Source organism: Thioclava sp. DLFJ5-1 (assembly GCF_002020115.1).
Taxonomy (GTDB): Bacteria; Pseudomonadota; Alphaproteobacteria; order Rhodobacterales; family Rhodobacteraceae; genus Thioclava; species Thioclava sediminum.
Genome location: NZ_MPZU01000001.1, coordinates 839079 through 859362, shown reverse-complemented (window position 1 = coordinate 859362; position 20284 = coordinate 839079). Strand labels below are relative to the sequence as shown.

20 protein-coding genes are annotated in these 20284 nt (G+C 65.8%); 6 read left to right on the top strand and 14 right to left on the bottom strand.

All coding sequences use genetic code 11. From position 1 onward, the window contains the following. The first annotated feature begins 35 nt into the window (after window positions 1-35). Window positions 36-545 carry a winged helix DNA-binding protein gene (locus tag BMI86_RS04135; RefSeq protein ID WP_075776310.1) on the top strand — a complete coding sequence of 170 codons (510 nt, stop codon included), beginning with the start codon at window positions 36-38 and terminating at the stop codon, window positions 543-545. A gap of 18 nt (window positions 546-563) precedes the next feature. On the opposite strand, the gene BMI86_RS04130 is transcribed toward BMI86_RS04135, so the two are convergent. From BMI86_RS04130 to BMI86_RS04120, 3 genes are all read right to left on the bottom strand, one after another. After that, window positions 564-1865 carry a TRAP transporter large permease subunit gene (locus tag BMI86_RS04130; RefSeq protein ID WP_078539871.1) on the bottom strand — a complete coding sequence of 434 codons (1302 nt, stop codon included), beginning with the start codon at window positions 1863-1865 and terminating at the stop codon, window positions 564-566. Window positions 1866-1868: 3 nt separating this feature from the next. Beyond that, window positions 1869-2393, bottom strand: a complete 525-nt coding sequence (locus BMI86_RS04125; protein WP_078539870.1) for a TRAP transporter small permease — start codon at window positions 2391-2393, stop codon at window positions 1869-1871. Between the two features lie 86 nt (window positions 2394-2479). Further along, window positions 2480-3445 (bottom strand): TRAP transporter substrate-binding protein, encoded by a 966-nt coding sequence (locus BMI86_RS04120; protein ID WP_078539869.1) that lies wholly within the window; start codon window positions 3443-3445, stop codon window positions 2480-2482. Window positions 3446-3580: 135 nt separating this feature from the next. Here BMI86_RS04120 and BMI86_RS04115 point away from each other — a divergent pair, with 135 nt between their 5' ends. The 3 genes from BMI86_RS04115 to BMI86_RS04105 are packed head-to-tail and all read left to right on the top strand — an operon-like array spanning window position 3581 to window position 6130. Then, on the top strand, window positions 3581-4351 hold the full coding sequence (locus BMI86_RS04115) for an allophanate hydrolase subunit 1 (protein ID WP_143594675.1): 771 nt from the start codon (window positions 3581-3583) through the stop codon (window positions 4349-4351). Further along, complete coding sequence (locus BMI86_RS04110; protein ID WP_078539868.1) at window positions 4348-5379, top strand: urea amidolyase; 1032 nt, start codon at window positions 4348-4350, stop codon at window positions 5377-5379. Before BMI86_RS04115 ends, BMI86_RS04110 begins: the two co-directional genes overlap by 4 nt. Next, window positions 5372-6130 (top strand): 5-oxoprolinase subunit PxpA, encoded by a 759-nt coding sequence (locus tag BMI86_RS04105; RefSeq protein WP_078539867.1) that lies wholly within the window; start codon window positions 5372-5374, stop codon window positions 6128-6130. Before BMI86_RS04110 ends, BMI86_RS04105 begins: the two co-directional genes overlap by 8 nt. 36 nt (window positions 6131-6166) lie before the next feature. Here the strand turns inward: BMI86_RS04105 and BMI86_RS04100 are convergent, their stop codons facing one another. Both BMI86_RS04100 and BMI86_RS04095 read right to left on the bottom strand, forming a co-directional pair. Next, complete coding sequence (locus BMI86_RS04100; RefSeq protein ID WP_078539866.1) at window positions 6167-6976, bottom strand: hypothetical protein; 810 nt, start codon at window positions 6974-6976, stop codon at window positions 6167-6169. 33 nt (window positions 6977-7009) lie between these two features. Then, complete coding sequence (locus tag BMI86_RS04095) at window positions 7010-8065, bottom strand: AI-2E family transporter (protein ID WP_078539865.1); 1056 nt, start codon at window positions 8063-8065, stop codon at window positions 7010-7012. Between the two features lie 359 nt (window positions 8066-8424). On the opposite strand from BMI86_RS04095, the gene BMI86_RS04090 reads away from it, so the two are divergent. Then, the gene (locus tag BMI86_RS04090; protein ID WP_078539864.1) at window positions 8425-9873 is read left to right on the top strand and encodes a trehalose-6-phosphate synthase; all 1449 of its coding nucleotides are present in this window, start codon (window positions 8425-8427) and stop codon (window positions 9871-9873) included. Between the two features lies 1 nt (window position 9874). Beyond that, a complete protein-coding gene (locus BMI86_RS04085; protein ID WP_078539863.1) occupies window positions 9875-10381 on the top strand; it encodes a hypothetical protein in 507 nt (168 codons plus the stop codon). Between the two features lie 146 nt (window positions 10382-10527). On the opposite strand, the gene BMI86_RS04080 is transcribed toward BMI86_RS04085, so the two are convergent. The 9 genes from BMI86_RS04080 to BMI86_RS04040 all read right to left on the bottom strand — a co-directional run bounded on the left by BMI86_RS04080 (window position 10528) and on the right by BMI86_RS04040 (window position 20223). Continuing rightward, entirely contained in the window at window positions 10528-11016 is a 489-nt protein-coding gene (locus BMI86_RS04080; RefSeq protein WP_078539862.1) for a fasciclin domain-containing protein, read from the bottom strand. A gap of 133 nt (window positions 11017-11149) precedes the next feature. After that, window positions 11150-12154 (bottom strand): DNA topoisomerase IB, encoded by a 1005-nt coding sequence (locus BMI86_RS04075; RefSeq protein ID WP_078539861.1) that lies wholly within the window; start codon window positions 12152-12154, stop codon window positions 11150-11152. 46 nt (window positions 12155-12200) lie between these two features. Then, a complete protein-coding gene (locus BMI86_RS04070; protein WP_078539860.1) occupies window positions 12201-12773 on the bottom strand; it encodes a nucleotidyltransferase family protein in 573 nt (190 codons plus the stop codon). 3 nt (window positions 12774-12776) lie between these two features. Next, window positions 12777-13643 (bottom strand): XdhC family protein, encoded by an 867-nt coding sequence (locus BMI86_RS04065; protein WP_168173773.1) that lies wholly within the window; start codon window positions 13641-13643, stop codon window positions 12777-12779. 40 nt (window positions 13644-13683) lie between these two features. Beyond that, entirely contained in the window at window positions 13684-15879 is a 2196-nt protein-coding gene (locus BMI86_RS04060) for a xanthine dehydrogenase family protein molybdopterin-binding subunit (protein WP_078539858.1), read from the bottom strand. Further along, entirely contained in the window at window positions 15876-16898 is a 1023-nt protein-coding gene (locus tag BMI86_RS04055) for a xanthine dehydrogenase family protein subunit M (protein ID WP_078539857.1), read from the bottom strand. The genes BMI86_RS04060 and BMI86_RS04055 overlap by 4 nt, the downstream gene beginning before the upstream one ends. Continuing rightward, window positions 16898-17407 (bottom strand): 2Fe-2S iron-sulfur cluster-binding protein, encoded by a 510-nt coding sequence (locus BMI86_RS04050; protein WP_078539856.1) that lies wholly within the window; start codon window positions 17405-17407, stop codon window positions 16898-16900. The genes BMI86_RS04055 and BMI86_RS04050 overlap by 1 nt, the downstream gene beginning before the upstream one ends. A gap of 207 nt (window positions 17408-17614) precedes the next feature. After that, window positions 17615-19855 (bottom strand): pyrroloquinoline quinone-dependent dehydrogenase, encoded by a 2241-nt coding sequence (locus tag BMI86_RS04045; protein ID WP_078539855.1) that lies wholly within the window; start codon window positions 19853-19855, stop codon window positions 17615-17617. Further along, window positions 19852-20223: a hypothetical protein gene (locus BMI86_RS04040; RefSeq protein ID WP_078569574.1), complete on the bottom strand. Its 372-nt coding sequence runs from the start codon at window positions 20221-20223 to the stop codon at window positions 19852-19854. Before BMI86_RS04040 ends, BMI86_RS04045 begins: the two co-directional genes overlap by 4 nt. Window positions 20224-20284: the final 61 nt, after the last annotated feature.

The following is a 20284-nucleotide window of genomic DNA, read 5'->3' as shown; positions in this document are numbered from 1 at the left end:
TGAGGGCGTAAACGCACGAAAGGAGAGCGCCGCTCATGCCCGCAGGAGAACGCCGCATCGTCTCATCCCGCCATCTGGCCGAAGGGCCGGGCTGGGAAGCCTCGGAATTCGAATACGGGATGATCATCGCCTACAACTCCTTCGCGCGATGGATGCAGCGCTGCATGGCGGCCTCGGGGATGGAGCTGTCGCCGCTCGAAATTCTCGTGCTGCACAACACCAATCACCGCGACCGCGAAAAGCGGCTCAACGACATCACCTTCCTGCTCAATATCGAGGACACGCATACGGTCAATTATGCTCTGCGCAAGCTGTTGAAGCTGGGGCTTCTGGATTCCGAGAAGCGCGGCAAGGAAGTGTTCTATCGCACCTCGGAAAGCGGGCGCGAGCTGTGCGAACGCTATCGCAAAGTGCGCGAGGAATGTCTGCTCGAGCCGATCCAGAAAGGCGGCATGGCGGGCGAAGATCTACGTGAGATCGCCTCCGCCCTGCGGGTGCTGTCGGGCTATTACGATCAGGCGAGCCGCGCGGCCTCCTCGCTCTGAGGCCGCGCGTCGGTTCGGTCAGTTACCCATCAGCGAGGGCAGGTAAGTCACGATCCCCGGCACCAGCGTGATCAGCAGAACCGCCAGCAACAGCAGCCCGAAGAAGGGCAATGCCGCGCGGGCGACCTTGAGGATGTTGTAGCCGGTCAGGCCCTGTATCACGAAGAGGTTGAAGCCCACCGGCGGGGTGATCTGGCTCATCTCGACGACCAGCACGAGGTAGATGCCGAACCAGAGCGGATCGATCCCGGCGGCCTCTACCATCGGCAGGATGATCGAGGTGGTCAGCACCACCACCGAGATCCCGTCGAGGAAGCATCCCAGCAGGATGAAGAACACCGTCAGCACCGCCAGAAGCGTCATCGGCGACAGCCCGAACGTGCCGATCCACGCCGCGAGGTTGCGCGGGATGCCGGTGAAGCCCATCGAGACCGACAGCACCGAGGCCGCCAGCAGGATGAAGGCGATCATCGCGCTGGTGCGGGTGGCGGAGAACAGCGCCTCCTTGAAGTCGCGCCAGCGGAAGCTGCCCGTCGCCATCGCAAGGATCACCGAGAAGACCACGCCCACGGCCGCCGCATCGGTGGGCGAGGCGACGCCGGTATAGATCGAGCCGATCACGCCGCCGATCAGAATCACGATCGGGATCAGGCGACGCGACGCGCGCAGCTTCTCGCGCAGGTTCAGGGTGATGTCCTCGCGCGGGATCGCGGCAGGGTTCATCCAGGCGCGCAGCGCGACATAGCCGCCGAACAGGCTCACCAGCATCAGCCCCGGCAGGATGCCCGCGATGAAGAGGCGCGCGATGGATTGCTCGGTCGCGACGCCATAGACGATCAAGATCACCGAAGGCGGGATCAGAAAGCCCAGCGTGGCCGAGCCCGCCAGCGTGCCGAGGATCAGGCTCTCGGGATAGCCGCGGCGGGTGAGCTCGGGCACCGACATCCGCCCGATCGTGGCCGCCGTTGCCGCCGACGAGCCAGAGACGGCGGCGAAGATCGCGCAGCCCAGCACGTTCACATGCAGCAAGCGGCCCGGTGCGCGGCCTAGCCACGGGGCGAGGCCGGAGAACATATCCTCGGACAGCCGTGAGCGCAGCAGGATTTCTCCCATCAGGATGAACAGGGGCAGAGCCGCCAGCGGCCAGCTATGGCTGTGGCCCCAAAGCGTGGTCGCCATCACCAGCCCGGTCGGCGCGCCGGAGAAGAAGGCCAGCCCCGCCAGCGCCACGATCAAGAGCGACAGCGCCACCCAGACGCCGCCCGCAAGCAGCACCAGAAGCAGCCCCAGAAGAATTGCGAAGGTCATTGGATCGGACATGGTTTACTCCGAAACATCATCGACGAGCACGGGGCGCTTGGCGCGGATGCTCTCGATCAGCGTGTCGAGGAAAGCGAGCGCCAGAAGGCCCAGCCCCACCACCATCGTGCATTGCGGGATCCAGATCGGGATCGCGACGATGCCGGTGGACATATCGCCGTAATGCAGGCTCTCGAGCATCAGCGACGTCGCGAACCACACGGCGTAGACGCTGGCCACGAAGCCAAGCGCGAGCGCCACGATCTCGGCGACCCATTGGCCGCGCGCGGGCAGGCGGGTCAGCACGAGATTGACGCGGATATGGCTGCCGTGGCGCAGCGTGTGGGCCAGCGCCATGAAGCTTGCCGTCGCGAGGAAGTAGCCCGCGAAATCGGCATAGGACGGGATCGTGTAGGAGAGGGCGGGACCGCCCAGACGGGCGAGCACGTTCAGCCCGACCTGTGCCGTGACCAGCAGGCAGATCGCGAGGATCGAGACGGCCGCGATCCCTCCGGACAGAAGATAGACCTGATCGAGCAGGCGACGCATGGCGAAAGCTCCGAAAGCTTGAAGTGGGGGTGAGCATCGAAAAAGGCCCTCCCGCGCGGGACGCGGAAGGGCCGGATCGGGCGGGCTCAGTTGCCCTGATAGGCCTTGAGCACCTCAAGCGCGTCGGGGCTGGCTTTCTCTTTCCAGTTCGCCAGCATCTCGTCGCCGATCTTCTTCAGCCCGGCTTCCAGCTCGGGGCTGGGATCGACGATTGCCATGCCGTTTTCCTTCATCACGGCGGTCTTCTCGGCGGCCTCTTTCTCAGACATCTCCCAGCCGCGGGTCTGCGCGGTGGCGGCGGCGTCCATCACCGCGGTCTGCTCGTCTTCGCTCAGACGGTCGAAGGCGCGCTTGTTCACCACGACGATGTTCTTGGGCAGCCAGGCGTCGATCTTGGTATAGGTGTCGACGAAGTCCCAGGCCTTGGAATTCGCGCCGGTCGAGGGCGAGGTGATCATCGCCTGCAGTTGACCGGTCGAGAAGGCCTGCGGAATGTCGACTGCCTCGACCTGCACGGGCGCGGCCTTGGCGAGCGTCGCAAACTCTTCCAGCGCCGGGTTATAGGCACGGAAGCGCAGCCCCGCGAGGTCGTCCACGGACTTGATCTCGCCATTGGTATAGAGGCCCTGCGCCGGCCACGGCACCGAGAACAGCGGCATCAGGCCCTGCTTGTCGAGAAGCTTGGTGATGACGGGCTTCTGCGCCTCCCACAGCTTTTCGGCCTGATCGTAGCTGGTGGCGAGGAAGGGCTGGCTGTCGACGCCGAAAGCCAGATCCTCGTTCGAGAGCGTCGAGAGGAAGAATTCTCCAAGCGGCACCTGGCCCGAGCGCACGGCATTCTTGATCTCGGAATGCGGGAAGAGCGAGCCCGCCGAATGCACCTTGATCTCCAGCTTGCCGTCGGTCGCTTTCGACACGTCCTCGGCGAAGTCGCGGATGTTCACGGTGTGGAAGGTGGTGTCGCCATACGGCGTCGGCATGTCCCAGGTCTGCGCCTGAACGGCCGTGCCCAGCCCCAGCGCAACCGCGAAGCTTGCAGCAAATCTGATCATATCTCTCTCCTGTCGGGTCGCGGCGGAATTCGTGTCCGCCTCCTTTTCATAACGTTGACAAATTGTCAGTAAAATGAAATCAAAGTCAACGATAACTTTTTAAATCGCGGTCTGAGCCAGTGGAGATGCCCTGACATGATGCTCGAAGAAGCATTGCGGCCCGGAACGGCCCAATCGCGTAGGCCGCAGATTTTGCCGGCTGGCGGGGACGGGCTGCTCGTGCGGTTCGCGCTGGTCGCGGAGCCGCGTGCGATTGCGGCGGCGCAGAGCTTTCATCAGCGTGTGACGGAAAGCGATCTGCCCGGTCTGCGCGAGATCGTCCCGAGCCTCGTGTCGGTTCTGCTGCGTTTCGATCCAGAGGCGGTGACGCGGGCCGAGATGGCCCAGCGGCTCGAGATCCTGCTGTCCGAGGCCGATTGGCAGAGTGCGGCGCCGCATCCCGCGCAGCGCGTCTGGCATCTGCCCGTGGCGTTCGGCGGCGAACACGGTCCCGATCTGGAAGAGGCGGCGAAGCTTGCGGGTCTTTCCCCTCAGGCGGCCATCGACGAGATCACCGCGATCCCGCTGAGTGTTCTCGCCATCGGCTTCGCGCCCGGTCAACCCTATCTCGGTCTGCTGCCCGAGCATTGGAATCTCGCACGCCGGTCCGAACTGAACCCGCGCGTCCCGAAAGGCGCGCTCTGCGTGGCGGTGCGCCAACTGGTGCTGTTCGCGAATGCCTCGCCCACCGGCTGGCACCAGATCGCGCGGACGGCCTTCGATGTGTTCCGCCCCGATCAAAGCGACCCCGTGCCGCTGCTTGCGGGCGACGAGGTTCGCCTCGCGCCGGTCTCTGTTACCGAGATGGACGCGCTTTTGAAAGCGGACGATCCGATGGGCGGCGCGCGCTGCGAGGTCCGGTCATGAGCGGCGGATCGGTGATCCTGCGCGCCCTCGGGCCAAGCGTGAGCGTGCAAGACATGGGCCGCCCCGGCCGCATGGCGCAAGGCATCTCGCGCGGGGGCGCGGTCGATCCGCTCGCACTGGTCGAGGCGGCGGCGCTTCTGGGATCGCGCAAACCGCTTCCCGCGCTGGAAATGGCGGTAAGCGGCGGGCGGTTCGAGGTCACGGCCCCGACGCGGATCGCGCTGACCGGCGCGCCGATGCAGGCGGAGCTTGACGGACGCCCCCTGCGCTGGGGCGCGAGCCACAGAATGGAACCGGGCGAGGTGCTGTCGATCGGTGCCGCACGCGCAGGCATGTTCGGCTACCTCACCTTCGCGGGCGGGATCGAGACACCCGAAGTGCTGGGCAGCCGCTCGGCGCATCTCGTCGCCGGGATCGGATCGGCGCTGGAATCGGGCGCGCGCCTGCCGCTGGGCATGGACTCTGAACCCGACGCGCCCGCGATGGTTCTCACGCAGGACGACCGTTTCTCGGGCGGCACGCTGCGGATCATCCCGGGGCCGCAGACGGGCCTGTTCGACGAGGATACCTTCGCGCGGCTCACCACGACCGAATTCACCCGCGCGCGGCAGGGCAACCGTCAGGGCGTGGCGCTCGAGAGCGATGCGCCCGCGCTCACCTCGGACATGGCCAAAGGGCTCGCCTCGGATGTGATCTTCGAGGGGGATATCCAGATGACGGGCGCGGGCACGCCCTATGTGCTGCTCGCCGAATGCCAGACCATCGGCGGCTACCCTCGGATTGGCACCGTGCTGCCCTGCGATCTGCCGCGCGTGGCCCAGGCCGCGCCGGGGACGAAGCTGCGGTTCAAAGCGGTGACGCTGGACGAGGCCGACGCGCTGGCCCCGCGCTGGGAGGCGCAACTGCAGGCGCAACGCGCCAAGCTGCGGCCGCTGATCCGCGATCCGCACGACATTCATGACCTGCTCGGTTACCAATTGATCAGTGGCGTGACGGTAGGGCGCGAGTTGGAGGAAGAGAATGGCTAAGATCGACCTGAACGCCGATATCGGCGAAAGCTTCGGCCCGTGGGTCATGGGCAACGACGCGGCGCTGATGGAGGTGATCTCCTCGGCCAATGTCGCCTGCGGCTTTCACGCGGGCGATCCGGATGTGATGGCGCAGACGATGCGCGCGGCGGTGGCCAATGACGTCGGCATAGGCGCGCATCCGGGCTTCGCCGATTTGCAGGGTTTCGGACGCCGTCGCCTCAACCTCAGCGCCGAGGAACTGACCAATCTCGTGACCTATCAGCTGGGCGCGGCGCAGGCGATGGCCCGCGCGGCTGGCGGCGCAGTGCGGCATTTCAAGCTGCACGGCGCGCTGTCGAACATGGCCTCGGAGAATGCCGAGATCGCGCGCGCCTGCTATGCGGCGGCGCTGAGGGTGCAGCCCGACATCATCCTCGTCGTGCTGCCGCAAACCGCGATGGAGCAGGTCGCGCGCGACTTGCAGGCCAATTGGGCGGGCGAGATTTTCGCCGATCGCGCCTATGAGGATGACGCCTCGCTGGTGGCGCGTTCGAAACCCGGTGCGGTTCTGCACGACGCCGAAGAGGTCGGCGCGCGGATCGAGACGATGCTGCGCAAAGGTGCGATCGTGACCGCGTCGGGCAAGGAAATCCCCTGCAAGATCGACACGGTCTGCCTGCATGGCGACGGGGCGGAGGCGCGGGCGATGGCGCGCGCGCTGCGCGGGCATCTGACCGGGGCCGGGTTCGAGATCGCGCGTTTCGGCTAAACCGCGTTTGCCGTCAGCCCATCTACACGCATCGCATCACGCCCGGCGCGTCATGTCCTGCGGACACAGATCGTGGCGCTTCGCCCAATGCAGGAGCGTGTCGTCGAACTGCTCGGGCGGGACGCCTTCGAGCCCGGGAAATTCATGCAAGATGATCCGCAGCGCGCGGCGCTGGTCTTCGGTGAGCCGGTCGTCGTGCCAGAGCCGATAGATGCCGCGCGGCAGGCGGCGCTCGGGTCGCGCGGTGCTGTAGAACAGTGCGAAGGGGATGGATTTCACCTGTGCCACGTAGCTTGATAATTGCGGCAGAAACTGCCCGGTGAATTCGTCGGAGCCGGGTGGGAAGACCTCGGCCAGCGCCATCACCGCACGGCCCTGCGCCGCTGCCTGCGTGGTGGAGAAGACGAAACTCACCGCGAGCGTCAGCACCAGCATCCCGGTCACCCCCGTGATGACCGAGATCAGCGACCAGCCGGTGCCTGCGGGCGTCGCGTAACCTCCACCCAGCGTCGAGAGCAGGTGCCCCGCATAGGAGAGGCTGTCCCCGAAGCTCGCCGCGGGGAGCCCCTTGGTCGTCTCCAGAGACCGGGTCGCGGCGAAGAAGATCAGGCTCCAGCCGAAAGCGACCATGATGATCCAGACGCCGCCGAGCCATGCCATCGTCACCGGGCCGCAGATGCGATGCGCGAGCCGTGTGTGCCCGAAGCTGCGGATGCGCTTGAAGCCGAACCGTGCGATGGCCAGCGAGATTGCCCCGGACTGGCCAGCACCAAGCGCGCAGAGCAGAATGTCCCAAAGCGAGATCGCAACGATGGCGGCACCGAGGAGGATCAGGAAGGTCGTCAAAACGGGCTCCGGAAATTGGAAAAGGGCGTGTGATCAGGCGGTCTCGGGCCTGACCAGCGGCAGGTAGTGGCGCCGGGTCATCATCATCAGAACGGCCAGCAGCGGGGTCGCCAGCGCAAGGCCGAGAAGACCGAAGAAGCTGCCCATCAAAAGCTGGAAGGCGATGATGAGGGCCGGGGGCAGCGACATCGCCTTTTCCTGAATCTGCGGCGTGATCAGGTTGCTCTCGAGCGCCTGTACCGTGAGGTAGAGGACGACCACCCAAAGCATCGTCATCGGGCTGACCGTCAGGCCCATCGCCAAGGCAGGGATCGCCGACAGGACCGGCCCGATATTCGGAATGAAGGTCAGAAGCCCTGCAAGGATCGCAAGGATCGCCGCCAGCGGCACGTTCAGCAGCCACAGCCCGACAAAGGTCAGCAGGCCGATCACCGTCATCGAGATCAGCTGCGCAAACAGCCAGCCCGACAGCGCCGCCCAGCCGGTCGCGAAGCTCGCGACGACCCAGTCACGCTTGGAGGAGGGGAAGAGTGCGGCGATCCCGCGCCGATAGAGCTGCGGCTCCACCGCGCCATACACACCGATGAACAGGATCAGCATCGCGTTCCCGATCACGCCGATCGACATCATCACGGTCGTGGCGGCCCCCTTGCTCGACGGGGCGATCGAGCCGAGGTCGATCGAGCGCGTGATCGAATGCAGCCAGCCATGCGAGTCGATGAAATCCTGCACCTGTTTCATCGCCTTGGGCAGGGCGGTGGTAAGTTGGTCGAGCTGATCGGAAAGGCCCTGCGCGGCATAGAGAAAGAACAGAACCGCGAGGCAGACCAAGATGATCGAATAGAGCGCGAGCCCCCAGCCTTCGCGGATGTGCAGCCTGCGCGCGATGGCATTGCCGCCCATCCGCAGGAAGACCGCGACCAGAAGTCCCGCGAAGACCAGCAGCAGAATATCGGGCGCGATCAGCACCAGAAGCGCGAAGATCGCGATCGGCAGCCAGAAGGCAACCCGCTCGCGCGAGGCTCGCGCGCGCAGTCCGGCCGGCTTGGGGTCCGCATGGTCGGCGCGATGCGGTCCGGGGTCTGACATGGTGCTCTCCGTCGCGGCTTGTGTCGTGTGACAGGCCAACCTGTCGCCCGCGCCGTGGTTCCGTACCCAAAGCGCGTCGCGGCGGAGAAATTGTCACCCGCCATGTGTCCGGCGCCGCATGCGCGCGAGCTGGGAGAGATGTCACAAAACATCGCGGAAGGGCTTGAAAATGTGTAAAAAAATGCATCCCGGTGAGCCGGTTTATTGTCTTATGTTAAAGATGTGAACTTTTTTCGGCTGAGAGGCTGTTTTCGCCCTCAGAGAGAGGAACTGCCATGCGTAAGGAGGAGTTGCTCGGGCGAAACATCCCAACAGGGACAAACCCATTCAGCCGCCCAATTTCGGAGGTCTCTTTCGTCATGTTCGCCCGCCTCATCGTCGTCTCCAACCGTATCCCTTCCGAGGCCACGCCCTCGGGCGGGCTCGTGGTGGCGCTCCACGAGGCGCTGCGTGAGAAAGGCGGCATCTGGATCGGGGCGCATCCCGAAACGGGCCCGGAAGAGCCCACCCTCATCGATATGGGCGGGACGCAATATGACAAGCTCGCCTTCCGACTGACCGAGGAAGACCGCGCGGCCTACTACCTCGGCTTCGCGAATTCCGTGCTCTGGCCGATCGCGCATCACCGCACCGATCTGGTCGAGATCAATCGCAGCTTCGACGAAGGCTACCTGCGCGTGAACCGTCGGATCGCCGAGCAGATGGCCGAGGTGATCTCGCCCGAGGATCACATCTGGATTCACGACTACCATTTCTTCCCGCTGGCGGAGGAGCTGCGCAGGTTGGGTGTGACCAACCGCATCGGCTTCTTCCTGCATATTCCTTTCCCCAACATCACCGATCTCGATGTGTTGCCCGACCCGCCCGCCTTCGCGCGGTGGCTGGCGCATTACGACCTGGTCGGCCTGCAGACGCGGGCTGACGTGGCGCGATGCCTCGAGATGTTCCGCGCCGATCCGAGGGCAGAAATGCTGCCCAACGGCGCGATCAAATTCGGCGCGCAGGAGGTGTCCGTCCGGTCTTTCCCGATTGGCATTTCAGCTGAGAGCTTCGCCCGGGCGGCGCAGGACTGCGCGCCGCCGCCCGCGCACGAATTGTTCGGAGATGCCTATGTCATCGGCGTCGATCGGCTCGACTACTCCAAGGGCTTGCCGCAACGCTTCCGCGCGTTCGAGCGCTATCTGGAGACCTACGACACGGGGCCGCGCGCCTCGCTGGTGCAGATCGCGCCGCCGTCGCGCGAAAGCGTGCGGGCCTATCAGGAGATCACCGCCGACCTGCAGCAGATCGCGGGGCAGGTGAACGGGCGCTTCGGCGAGGTCCATTGGGCGCCGATCCGCTTCCTGCACCGCCCGGTGCCGCGCGACGAGATCGCGGGGCTACTGCGCGGCGCACGGGCGGCGCTGGTGACGCCGCTTGCCGACGGGATGAACCTCGTGGCGAAGGAATATGTCGCAGCGCAGGACCCGGACGATCCGGGCGTGCTGGTGCTGTCGCGCTTTGCGGGCGCCGCCGAGGACATGACCGAGGCACTGCTGGTCAATCCGCATGACGTCGACGAGACCGCCACGGCGATCCGTCGTGCTCTGACCATGCCGTTGAAGGAACGTCAGGCGCGCCACGCGGCCTGCCTGAAGGTTGTCGAGGCGACCGATACCGGCGCTTGGGCGCGCAGCTTCCTCGATCAGCTCGCCGCCTGCACACCCGCTTTGCGCATTACCGGACGCGCCGCCGAATGGCTGCGCGGAGAAGAGGGCCGGGAATTCGACCCCGGCGCGCATCGTTCTATTTCAAAGGAGGAGGTCTGATATGACCATGATGTCACGAAATATGAAGCCGACCGCGTCGGAGGAGGGCGCGCTCGTTCTGATGCTCCACCCCGAAAATTGCGATCTCGATTGCCATGGGGCGTTCATCGAAGCTCTCAAGGGCGACCGTGCCCATATCGTTTGCCTGTCTCAGGAAGGCGGCGGGCGTGGCGAGTTGATCGCCCGGCTCGGTGCCTGTGGCGCGACGCCGATCTGTGCGTCTTTCCTGACCTATGAAGATGGGGCGCTGTCCGATCCCGAGGAGCATGGTTCGATCGCGCATGTGCTGTCCTACATCATGCAGGCGCACAATCTGACGCGGATCTTCGTGCCCAAGCACAATGGAGATCACGCGTGCCATGCCGCAATTGAGGCGATCGCGCAGAACCTGTCGCGGATGACCGATGCGCCGGTTATTCACGAGGATGATCTGCCGAGCCAGAGCGAGGTCGTCCCCGGGAGCGGTGATCCGAGCGGGAGCGGCACCCTTCTGAGCTCTTACGCCTGACCCGCCCCGATCTGCGCGCCCCGCTGGCACCCCTAAAAAGAAACCGCCCGCGCATCCGAAGTTGCGCGAACGGCCCGGGAGCGGTCTGCCAAGAGGGGGACCTTCCGGCAGACCTCCCCGTCACTGGGGCTTTTCACATAAGCCCGTCACTTGGGCATGATCACCTTGTCCATCACGTGGATCACGCCGTTGCTGGCTTCGATGTCGGCCTGGGTCACGCTGGCTTCATCGACCATCACGGCGGGGTCGGTTTTCACCATGACTTCCGAGCCCTGCACAGTCTTGGCCATCATCCCGTCGCTCAGATCGCCGGACATCACTTTGCCGGGCACGACGTGATAGGTGAGGATCGAGGTCAGCTTGTCCTTGTTCTCGGGTTTGAGCAGGTCGTCGACGGTGCCTTCGGGCAGGGCTGCGAAAGCCTCGTCCGTGGGTGCGAAGACGGTGAAGGGGCCTTCGCCCTTGAGCGTCTCGACCAGACCGGCGGCCTGCACGGCGGCCACGAGCGTCTCGAAGCTGCCAGCGTTCACCGCGGTGTCGACGATATCCATTCCGCCATGATTGTCGGCATGGGCGGGGGCGGAAACGAGCGCGGTACCGGCGAGCACTGCGGCCATGAAGGTTCTTCTCAGCATTCTCTTTCTCCCTGTGTTGGATCGTGGGCAAATCCGGTTGTGGATCGTGCAGGAGATACGGGGAATGCCGTGATATGGATCACGCGACGCTCGCGATTTTGCACTGAGGCGTGAGGTGGTGTGAACGGCGCGCTCAGCGCGTGCCGCCGTCGAGAAGATGCAGTAGCTGCGCCTCGGCCTTGCGCAGCCCGTCGATCGCCGGCGCGGTTTGCGCAAGAGCGACAAGCGCCTCCGGCTCCGCCTCGCTCAGCGCGATCACCTGCGGGTGGATGTAGGAGTTGCGCGCGATCGTGGGCGTGTTGTGCAGTCGCTCAGAGGCGGCCTCTGCCATCGCCTTGATCGTCACCCGCCCGTCATCCGCCTGACGCAGCGCGGCCTCCAAGGCTGCCGCCGATCCGTTCCACGTGCGGAAGGTCTTAGCGGTCAGCCCCTCGGCGCCGGTACGGTCGGCGAGGAAGGCGTTTACCTCCTCCGAGCGTACCGAATGCGGGTCGCCATCCTCGTCGATCCATGTGATCAGCTCTGCCCCGGGCAGATCGTCGAGCTGCGTCAGCGCGCGCTCCAACGTCCTGTCGCGCAGCTCGCTTTCGATCTTCGTGCCGCCCTTGCCGGTGAAGGCCAGCCGCAGCGTACCGCCGTCGAGCGTCATATGCGCGCCGCGCAGCGTGGTCGCGCCGAAGCTGCGGTTCTCGCGCGCGTAATCGGCATTGCCGACGCGGATCGCGGCGCGGTCCAACAAGGCGAGGACTGCGGCCAGCGCGAAGGCCCGATCCCCGGGATCATGGCCGCGCAGATCGCTCAGGATCGCCCGGCGCAGACGCGGCAGGACGGTGCCGAATTCCGCGAGCCGGTTGAACTTCCTCTGCGACCGAAACTCGGTCCAGTCCGGGTGATAGCGATATTGCTTGCGCGCCCGCGCGTCGCGGCCCGTCGCCTGCAGATGGCCGTTCTGCCGCGGGCAAATCCAGACATCTTCATAGGCGGGCGGCACGGCCAGTGCCTCGATCCGTTTGCGCTCTGTGCCGCGCGCGATGGTCGTCCCGTCAGGGGCCATATAGGAAAACCCGCGCCCGCAACGCCTGCGCGTGATGCCGGGTCGGTCATCGGGATAATAGACGAGATCGGGCAGGTCTTTCATGGAGCAAAAACGCCGGGCGTATCGGCGCAGTTCCCGTTCCGCAGGCCTATTGTGGGGCGTTGCGAAGATCTTCAGGCCGGTCGATATCGCGGAGCGTGCCGGGCGGTAGCGCAACGCGTCGCAGGTCCGGCGCGCGACGCAGCAACGCCCCGGCGCCCCGGTCGCCCGTCAGCCGCAAAGCCGCACCGAACAGCCTGCGCGGGATCAGCGCCGGCGGCGCGAGGCGACCGTCCGAAGTGGCCATCGCTGGGTGGGGACCGGGTGTCTTGAGAAGCTGGCGCAGATGCGCGCGCGAGACTTCGGGCATATCGCCGAGGACGATCAGCAGATGGCTCGCGCCACTGGCTTGAGCAGCGCGGATCGCGCGGTGCAGGCTCGCGCTCTGGGCGCGCCCCGCTCCGATGCAGAGAAGGTCGATGCCCGCGCCACGCAGCTCTTCGGGAAGCCCGGGGCTGCGGGTGATCGCAGCGCGTCGCGCGAGGCCAAGGCCCCGAAGCGTCTTCACGGACCGCAGCACAAGCGCGGCCTCTCCGCCCGCGCGCGCGGCCAGTTTATCCCGCGCGCCGAAGCGCCGCGACGCGCCTGCCGCCAAGACCACGCCCATGATCTTGCGCGCCAAGTCTCAGACCCGCGCGAGTTGCAGCACTTCGGCCAGCACCGAGACCGCCAACAGCCGCGGCTCGCGTGCCTGTTCGATCAGGCCGACCGGGCCGCGCAGCCGCGAAATCGCGGCCTCCGACAGCCCCTTGCGACGCAGCGCCACTGCGCGCTGACGCGCCGTGCGGCGGCTGCCCTGCGCGCCGATGAAGAACGCGTCGCTCTCCAGAAGTTGCGCGAGGATCGGGATTTCCCGTTCGTGATCGTGGAAGAACAACAGCGCCGCCATGCGCGGGTCGGGCGCGATGTCTCCAAGCGGATCGCTGCGGCGGAATTCATGGCTCGTCACGCCGGGCAGACTTACTGGATCGGGCATGATCAGATCGGCCTGATAGCCTGCGCCCGCGGCAAGCTGCGCAAAGGTCTCGGCCTCCACCCCGGTGCCGAAAATCACGAAACGCGGCTCGGGCACGAGGTGCAGGCTCAGATCGGTTTCGGGTTGCGGCTCGAGCGTCAGGGTGCCCTGCGTGCCCGACAGGTGCAGCGACAAAGGCATCCGTGCGTCGATCGCTTCGGCCATGCGCTCCTGATCGACGACGGGCGGGGCCGGGATCACCGTGATGTCGAGCGCCCCGCCACAGGGCAGCACGAGGTCGATGAAGGGCGAGCCCTCGCCGTAGCGCAGATGCCGGGTGCAGCCGTCCTGCGCGACCTTGTTCAGGTGGTGTTCGATATCGGCATCGATGCAGCCCGCCGAGAGATGGCCGCGAATGTCGCCCCTATCATCGAGGCTCATCGCAGCACCGAGGGGGCGATAGCCCGCCCCCTCGATCCGTGTCAGAATGGCCAGCGCGGCGAGCCGTCCCGGCGCGGGCAACGGCATTTCCGCCATGCCCAACCGAGTTTCAGCGCGCGCACGCTGGCGAAGCGGACTACCGTCCATTGGCAAACCCCTCAAGTACCTTGTCGGGCGTGGCCGGATAGTCGTATAGCCGTACGCCCGTCGCATTGTGGATCGCGTTGATCACCGCGGCCCCCGCACCCGAGATGCCAAGCTCCCCCACGCCTTTGGACTGGATCGGGTTCGCCTCGTCATCGCGCTCGGGCAGGAACACCACCTCCATCTCGCGCGGGATATCCGCGTGCGACGGGACGTGATAATTCGCCAGATCGCGCGTGACGATATGGCCGGTCCGTGGATCGTGGCCAAGCTCCTCGTGCAGAGCCGAACCGACGCCCCAGACCATGCCGCCGACGGCCTGGCTGCGCGCGGTCTTCTCGTTGAGCACGCGACCGATGCCGAGCACGCCGAGCATCCGGCGCACGCGCACCTCGCCCGAGACCTCGTTCACCGCGACTTCGGCGAAATGTGCGCCGAAGCCGGCCGAGAAATGGCTCTTGGCGGTCTTGCCGCCTTCGATCTTGCCCTCGGCGCTGATCGGATCGCTTAGCAGATCGACCAGTTTCGCGGTCTTGCCGCCGCCCGAAACCTCGCCATTGCCAAGGCTCAACTCTTCGAACTTGCAGCCGAGCTTGTCGGCAAGCTGCTCGCGGATTTTGCGTGCGGCGAGGAAGACCGAAGACCCCGACGACGACGCCCCGAAGGAGCCGCCGGACCCGGAGGCCCCCGGCAGGTCGCTATCGGCCAGATGGACCGAGACCTTGTCGATCGGCAGGCCCAGCATCTCGCCCGCGATCTGGCCGAGGATCGCGTAGCTGCCGGTGCCGATATCGGTCATGTCGGTCTCGACCAGAGCGCCATCCGCGCTCAGCGTGACGCGCGCCGCCGACGGCACGAGGAAGTTTGCCCGCCCCGCAGCCGCGACGCCCATGCCGATCAGCCATTCGCCTTCGCGACGCGTTCCGGTCTCGGGGCGTTGATCCCAGCCGAAGCGCTTCGCGCCTTCGCGCAGGCTGTCTTCCAGCGCGCGCGCCGAGTACGCCTGACCGGTGTCGGGGTGCTTTTCGGGGATGTTGCGCAGGCGCAGTTCCACCGGGCAGAGGCCCAGCTTCTCGGCCAGCTCATCCATCGCGGTTTCCAGCGCGAAGGTACCAACCGCCTCGCCCGGCGCGCGGACCGAGCCCGTAGGCGTGCGGTGGTTGCGCGAGATGTGCTGACGCATCACCCGGTTGGGCGCGCCATACATGAAGCGGCTCGCGGCGTTGACCGGTTCGGAGAAAGCTTCTCCCTCGAGATTGGAGACACGATCCTCGTGGCCGATCCCGGTCAGCTTGCCGTTTGCGTCGGCGGCGAGGCGCAGGCGCTGCCATGTCTCGGTGCGGCGCAGCACGGCATCGAAGACGGTCTGACGGCTCAGCACGATACGCACCGGACGGTCGAGTTCGCGCGCGGCGATCGCCGCCGCGACATGCTCGGAGGAAATGCCCAGCTTGGAGCCGAACCCGCCGCCCACATAGGGCGCGAGGATGTGGACCTTGTCGGACTCGATGCCAACTGCATCGGCCAACTCCTCTTTGTTGAAACGCACCATTTGCAGCGAGCCATGTAGAACGAGGCGACCGTCCTTCCACTCGGCGATACCCGCATGTGGCTCCATCGCCGCAGCGACGTGACCGGCGGTGGTATATTCGAGATCGACCGATTGCGCGGCCTTCTCCATCGCGGCGTCGAGATCGCCTTGGATGCTTTCCCGCTTCTCGTTCAGCTCAAGCTCCACGCCTGCCGGATCGACGGGCGCGCCGGGGTTCTGCTCGTAGCTGATCTTGATCCGGGCGGCGGCGTCGCGCGCAGTCTCGAAGCTGTCGGCCACGACGAGCCCGATCGGTTGGCCGTGATAGTCGACGCGGTCGCCGGGCTGCACGGGCGCGGCGCCTGCCATGCCCTGCGCCGGGTTGCGGACGAATTCCGGGCCATGGAACAGACCCAGATAGCCGGGCAGCTTCTTCGCCTCCGTCTCATCAAAGCCGGTGACCTTGCCGCGCGTGATCGTGGCGCGCAGCATCACGCCATGCACCATGCCTTCGGGCTTGAATTCTGCCGCATAGGTCGCGGTGCCGGTCACTTTCAGCTTGCCCTCGGGGCGGTCGAGCGGAGCGCCCACCAGCCCCTGTTTGGTTTCGTCGAGCAGCCGCGGCTGCGCTTCATCCATCGTGAACGTGTCGCTCATGCCAGCGCCTCCACCTTGTCCGTTCCGGTCGAGGCCGGGGCCATGCCCGTCGCCTCGCGCATCACCGCGATCAGTGCGCGGCGGGTCATTTCGCGTTTGAAATCGTTGCCCTCATCGGTGACCGCTTCGGCCAGAAGCGTATCGGCGGCCTTGCCGAACAGCTCCTCCGACGGGGTCTCGCCTTCGAGCATCGCATTGACTTGCGCATCCGCCCAAGGGCGCGCGCCGATGCCACCGAAGGCGAGCGAGGCGGTCTTGATCGTCTCGCCCTCCATCTCGACCACGGCAGCGACTGAGACGAGCGCGAAGGCGTAAGACGCCCGGTCGCGGATCTTGCGATAGCTCTGCGTGGCGTTCGGCTGCGGGGCAGGGAGGATCACCGCGGTGATGATCTCGCCCGGCTTCAGGCTCGTCTCGATCTCGGGCGTCTCGCCGGGCAGCTGATAGAGCTCGTCCATCGCCACGGTGCGGGTTGCTCCATCGGTGCCGCGGATTTCCACCTGCGCATCGAGCGCGCGCATCGCCACCGCCATATCGGACGGGTGCGCGGCACTGCAGGCGGCCGAGGTGCCCAGGATCGCGAGCATCCGGCTGACACCGCCCTTGGCGGCGCAGCCCGCACCGGGATCGCGCTTGTTGCAGGCCATCGCCGGGTCGTAGAAATAGGGGCAGCGCGTGCGTTGCAGCAGGTTGCCGCCCGTGGTCGCCTTGTTGCGGATCTGGCCCGAAGCGCCCGCCAGCAGCGCGCGCGACAGCACAGGATAGGCGCGGCGCACCTGCGGATCGGCGGCGAGATCGGCATTGCGCACCAGCGTGCCGATCTTCAGCCCGCCTTCATGCGGCTCGATCTTGTCCAGCCCGTCGATATTGTTGATGTCGATGACCGTCTCGGGGGTCATCACCTGCAGCTTCATCAGGTCCAGCAGGTTGGTGCCGCCCGCGATGAACTGCGCGGTCTCGCGCGCCTTGGAGGCCGCGTCATCGAGCCCGCTTGCGCGAAGATAGTCGAAAGGTCTCATTACTTTTCCTCCGCTTCGGCCACGCGCGAGATGGCCTCGCGGATGAACGGGTAGGCGGAGCAGCGGCAGAGGTTGCCGCTCATCCGCTCGGCGATTTCGGCATCGCTCAGTTCGGATTTGCCGGTGAGGCTGTCGCTGACATGGCTGGGGGCGCCGTCGGCGGCCTCTGCCAGCATCCCGGTTGCCGACATGATCTGCCCCGGCGTGCAATAGCCGCATTGGTAGCCGTCGCAGGAGACGAATTCCTGTTGCAGCGGGTTGAGATTTTCGGGCGTGCCGAGCCCTTCGATGGTGGTGATCTCGGAGCCTTCATGCATCACCGCGAGGCTGAGGCAGGAATTCACCCGCCGCCCGTCGACGAGCACCGTGCAGGCGCCGCATTGGCCATGATCGCAGCCCTTTTTCGAGCCGGTGAGTTCGAGATGGTCGCGCAGCGCGTCGAGCAGCGTCACGCGCGGATCGAGGTCGAGCGCGCGGGCCTCGCCATTGACGTGAAATGAAACCTTCATGGGGTCCCCCTTGTCCGGAATTCAGGTTTGGCGCAGCCGTTTGGGGAGGCGGGCGTTCAAACCAGCTTAATGGGGAACACCGCGCGCGCGGAACGGTTCCTGCGAGAAAACCCTCACGTTGCGGTGAGGGCTTCGCGGACGCGGTGCGCGTCAGGGGCGGGGGCGTGGTTGATGCCACGCCGCCCGCGGTATGTTTTCGCGCCGCGATCAGTTCTCCGGCAGCGCGTAGACGGCTACCATATCGCCCACGGTGGGCTTCAGGATCGAGTTGCCGCCCGAGATGAAGGCCACGTATTCGCGCCCTTTGTACTCGTAGATCGCCGGGTTCGCGACGACCGGGGCTTCAAGCTGCGAGGACCACAACTCCTTGCCGGTCTGGATGTCATAGGCGCGCGCCTTGGCATCCATCGTCGCGCCGATGAAGATCAGCCCCGACTTGGTCACCGCCGGACCGCCGATCGTGGGCGAGCCCATGCTCTCGGGCATGAAGAACCCGTATTTCTGCGAGCTACCCAGCGGCTTGCGCCATTTCACGTCGCCGGTATGCATGTCGATCGCGACCAGTTCGCCAAACGGCGGTTTCCAGCACGGCATCCCGAGCGAGTTCAGCGCGTTGCCCAAGCTCATGCCGTAGGGCGCGCCTTTCTGCGGGTAGAAGCCGTTCTCGTTGCCCGAACCACCGGCGTTCTGCTCGTAGTCCTGGCGCTCCCAGAGCTTGATGTATTGCACGATGTGGCTCGTGTTCACGACCGCGATCTGTGCGTCGGGATCGAAGGCCACGCCGCCCCATTGCACGCCGCCCGCACTGTCGGGATAGGCCAGCGTGCCTTCGCCCTTGGTGGTGGGCGGGGTGTACATCCCCTCATAGGTGAGGTTGTCGAACAGTTTCGAGCAGGCCCCGCCCGAAACGAGATCGGCAATACCCCAGACCTCGGGCTTCTTCGACTGGTCGAGAAGCGGCGCGGGTTTGGTCGGGAAGGGCTGGGTCTTGGCATAGACTTCGCCTTTCACCGTGCCGTCGCCCTGCGGGACGGGACGTTCCTCGATCGGCCAGACATCCTCGCCGGTCTCGCGGTTCACGACGAACAGGAAGCCCATCTTCGTGCCCTGCATCAGCGCCGGGATTTCCTTGCCGCCGACGGTGATGTCCATCAGCGTCGGCGCGGAGTTGATGTCGTAATCCCAGATGTCGTGGTGCACCCACTGACGCGACCAGACGACCTTGCCGGTGTCGAGATCGAGCGCGGTGGTCGAGGTGGCGTAGGGAATCTGCTCGGTCCGGTTGCCGCCCCAATAGTTCGGCGAGGGCGAAGCCACCGGCAGATAGACCATGTTCAGGCCCGGATCGACGGACATCGCGGTCCAGACGTTCGCGGTGCCGGTCTTGCGGCGGATGTTCTCGGGCAGGGTCTCGAAGGACCATTGCAGCTCCCCGGTCTGCGCATCGACCGAGAAGACCGCGCCCGGAGGAGCTTCGGCCGACTCCCAGTCCTGACCGGCCCAGCCGAGGATCAGGTGATTGCCCGCAACCGTCGGCGGCTGCAGCACGGACAGCGGGAAGCTGTCATTGACCGTGTTCCACTTATCCACGTTCAGCACGCCATTATCGCCGAAATCGGTGCAGGGCTTGCCGGTATCGGCGTCGAGCGCGAAGAGCTGCGCATCCATCGTGCCGATATAGACGATCTTCTGACAGACCTTGCCCGCGACCGGGTTCTCGGCCTGCCAATAGGCGACGCCGCGGTTCTTCAGCGCGGGCTGGGTCAGCGCCTCCAGCTTCGATTTCGTGTCGAAGGCCCATTTCTGCTCGCCCGTGGCCGGGTCGAGCGCCAGCACGCGATAGAAGGGCGTGCCGATATAGAGCGTGTCATTGGCGAAGATCGGCGTGGCTGACCAGACCGTCGCGGGCTTTTCGCCCGAGCCATCCGAGACGTCGCCGGTATGGACTTGCCAGACCTTCTCCAGATCGCCCACATTGTCCGGGTTGATCTGGGTCAGCGGCGAATATTTCTGGGCGGAAAGCTGGCCGTGGAAGCTGTTCCAGACGGGCTGCTCGGGCACCAGCGGCGTGCCGTTGCGTTCACGCGGGCCGCTGGCGAGCATCGGTTGGGCCACGCTCTCGGCGACCGGCTTGGGCTGATCGGCATTGGCGTCGGGGCCGGGCGGCGTGGCCTCGTTGGCCGCGGGATTGTCGGTCTGCTGATCGGTGCCGGACTGGCTACCGGTGTCGCTGGTGCTGCCAGTATCGGAGTTGGTGTCGGTGCCAGTGTCGGACGTCGTAGCTGCGTCCGTGGTCGCCGAAGTGCCGGTATCGGTCGAGCCGCTGTCGGTAGAGGTCGCGGTGCCGCTGTCGGTTGCAGTGCTGTCGGTCGCGGTCGTGTCCTGCGCATACCCGGCGGCAGCAAAGAAGGCGAGGGCGAAGGCGAGCGAGACGGTCTTGCGGTTCATGCGTAGGCTCCTTTCGAACGCGCGCCCCGGCTCGAGGCGATGTCGTAGATGAGGCCGATCAGCACGACGCCCATCGCCGCGATCAGCCACCATTCGTGGAGGAAATAGGCGGCCGCTGCGGTTCCCAGCAGGCCGAGCGCGACGAGGACGCGCAGGATCGTGCGGATCGCTCCGGGTTCGGTCATCTGGATCACGATCCCTGCGAGGGCGATCAAAATGGAGGAGGCGATCACCAGCCCCGCGCCGAATGTGCCGGTCACGCCGGTCAGGGGGGTGACGTAATTCCAGATCGCGATGGCGGCGCCGATCAACGCCCCCAGAACAATCAGGATGCTGCGTGGCCGTGATGCTGAGCGGGAATGTGCCAAAGGAACTCTCCTTGGTAAGTGCTTTCCCGCTCAACGCGCTCTGTGTCTTTTGAGGTCCATG

What these genes read in the sequence shown, in the direction of transcription:
- BMI86_RS04135 (WP_075776310.1), top strand. Translation starts at nt 36, where the DNA reads ATGCCCGCAGGAGAACGCCGCATCGTCTCATCCCGCCATCTGGCCGAA.
- BMI86_RS04130 (WP_078539871.1), bottom strand. Translation starts at nt 1,865, where the DNA reads ATGTCCGATCCAATGACCTTCGCAATTCTTCTGGGGCTGCTTCTGGTG.
- BMI86_RS04125 (WP_078539870.1), bottom strand. Translation starts at nt 2,393, where the DNA reads ATGCGTCGCCTGCTCGATCAGGTCTATCTTCTGTCCGGAGGGATCGCG.
- BMI86_RS04120 (WP_078539869.1), bottom strand. Translation starts at nt 3,445, where the DNA reads ATGATCAGATTTGCTGCAAGCTTCGCGGTTGCGCTGGGGCTGGGCACG.
- BMI86_RS04115 (WP_143594675.1), top strand. Translation starts at nt 3,581, where the DNA reads ATGATGCTCGAAGAAGCATTGCGGCCCGGAACGGCCCAATCGCGTAGG.
- BMI86_RS04110 (WP_078539868.1), top strand. Translation starts at nt 4,348, where the DNA reads ATGAGCGGCGGATCGGTGATCCTGCGCGCCCTCGGGCCAAGCGTGAGC.
- BMI86_RS04105 (WP_078539867.1), top strand. Translation starts at nt 5,372, where the DNA reads ATGGCTAAGATCGACCTGAACGCCGATATCGGCGAAAGCTTCGGCCCG.
- BMI86_RS04095 (WP_078539865.1), bottom strand. Translation starts at nt 8,065, where the DNA reads ATGTCAGACCCCGGACCGCATCGCGCCGACCATGCGGACCCCAAGCCG.
- BMI86_RS04090 (WP_078539864.1), top strand. Translation starts at nt 8,425, where the DNA reads ATGTTCGCCCGCCTCATCGTCGTCTCCAACCGTATCCCTTCCGAGGCC.
- BMI86_RS04085 (WP_078539863.1), top strand. Translation starts at nt 9,875, where the DNA reads ATGACCATGATGTCACGAAATATGAAGCCGACCGCGTCGGAGGAGGGC.
- BMI86_RS04080 (WP_078539862.1), bottom strand. Translation starts at nt 11,016, where the DNA reads ATGCTGAGAAGAACCTTCATGGCCGCAGTGCTCGCCGGTACCGCGCTC.
- BMI86_RS04075 (WP_078539861.1), bottom strand. Translation starts at nt 12,154, where the DNA reads ATGAAAGACCTGCCCGATCTCGTCTATTATCCCGATGACCGACCCGGC.
- BMI86_RS04065 (WP_168173773.1), bottom strand. Translation starts at nt 13,643, where the DNA reads ATGGCGGAAATGCCGTTGCCCGCGCCGGGACGGCTCGCCGCGCTGGCC.
- BMI86_RS04060 (WP_078539858.1), bottom strand. Translation starts at nt 15,879, where the DNA reads ATGAGCGACACGTTCACGATGGATGAAGCGCAGCCGCGGCTGCTCGAC.
- BMI86_RS04055 (WP_078539857.1), bottom strand. Translation starts at nt 16,898, where the DNA reads ATGAGACCTTTCGACTATCTTCGCGCAAGCGGGCTCGATGACGCGGCC.
- BMI86_RS04050 (WP_078539856.1), bottom strand. Translation starts at nt 17,407, where the DNA reads ATGAAGGTTTCATTTCACGTCAATGGCGAGGCCCGCGCGCTCGACCTC.
- BMI86_RS04045 (WP_078539855.1), bottom strand. Translation starts at nt 19,855, where the DNA reads ATGAACCGCAAGACCGTCTCGCTCGCCTTCGCCCTCGCCTTCTTTGCT.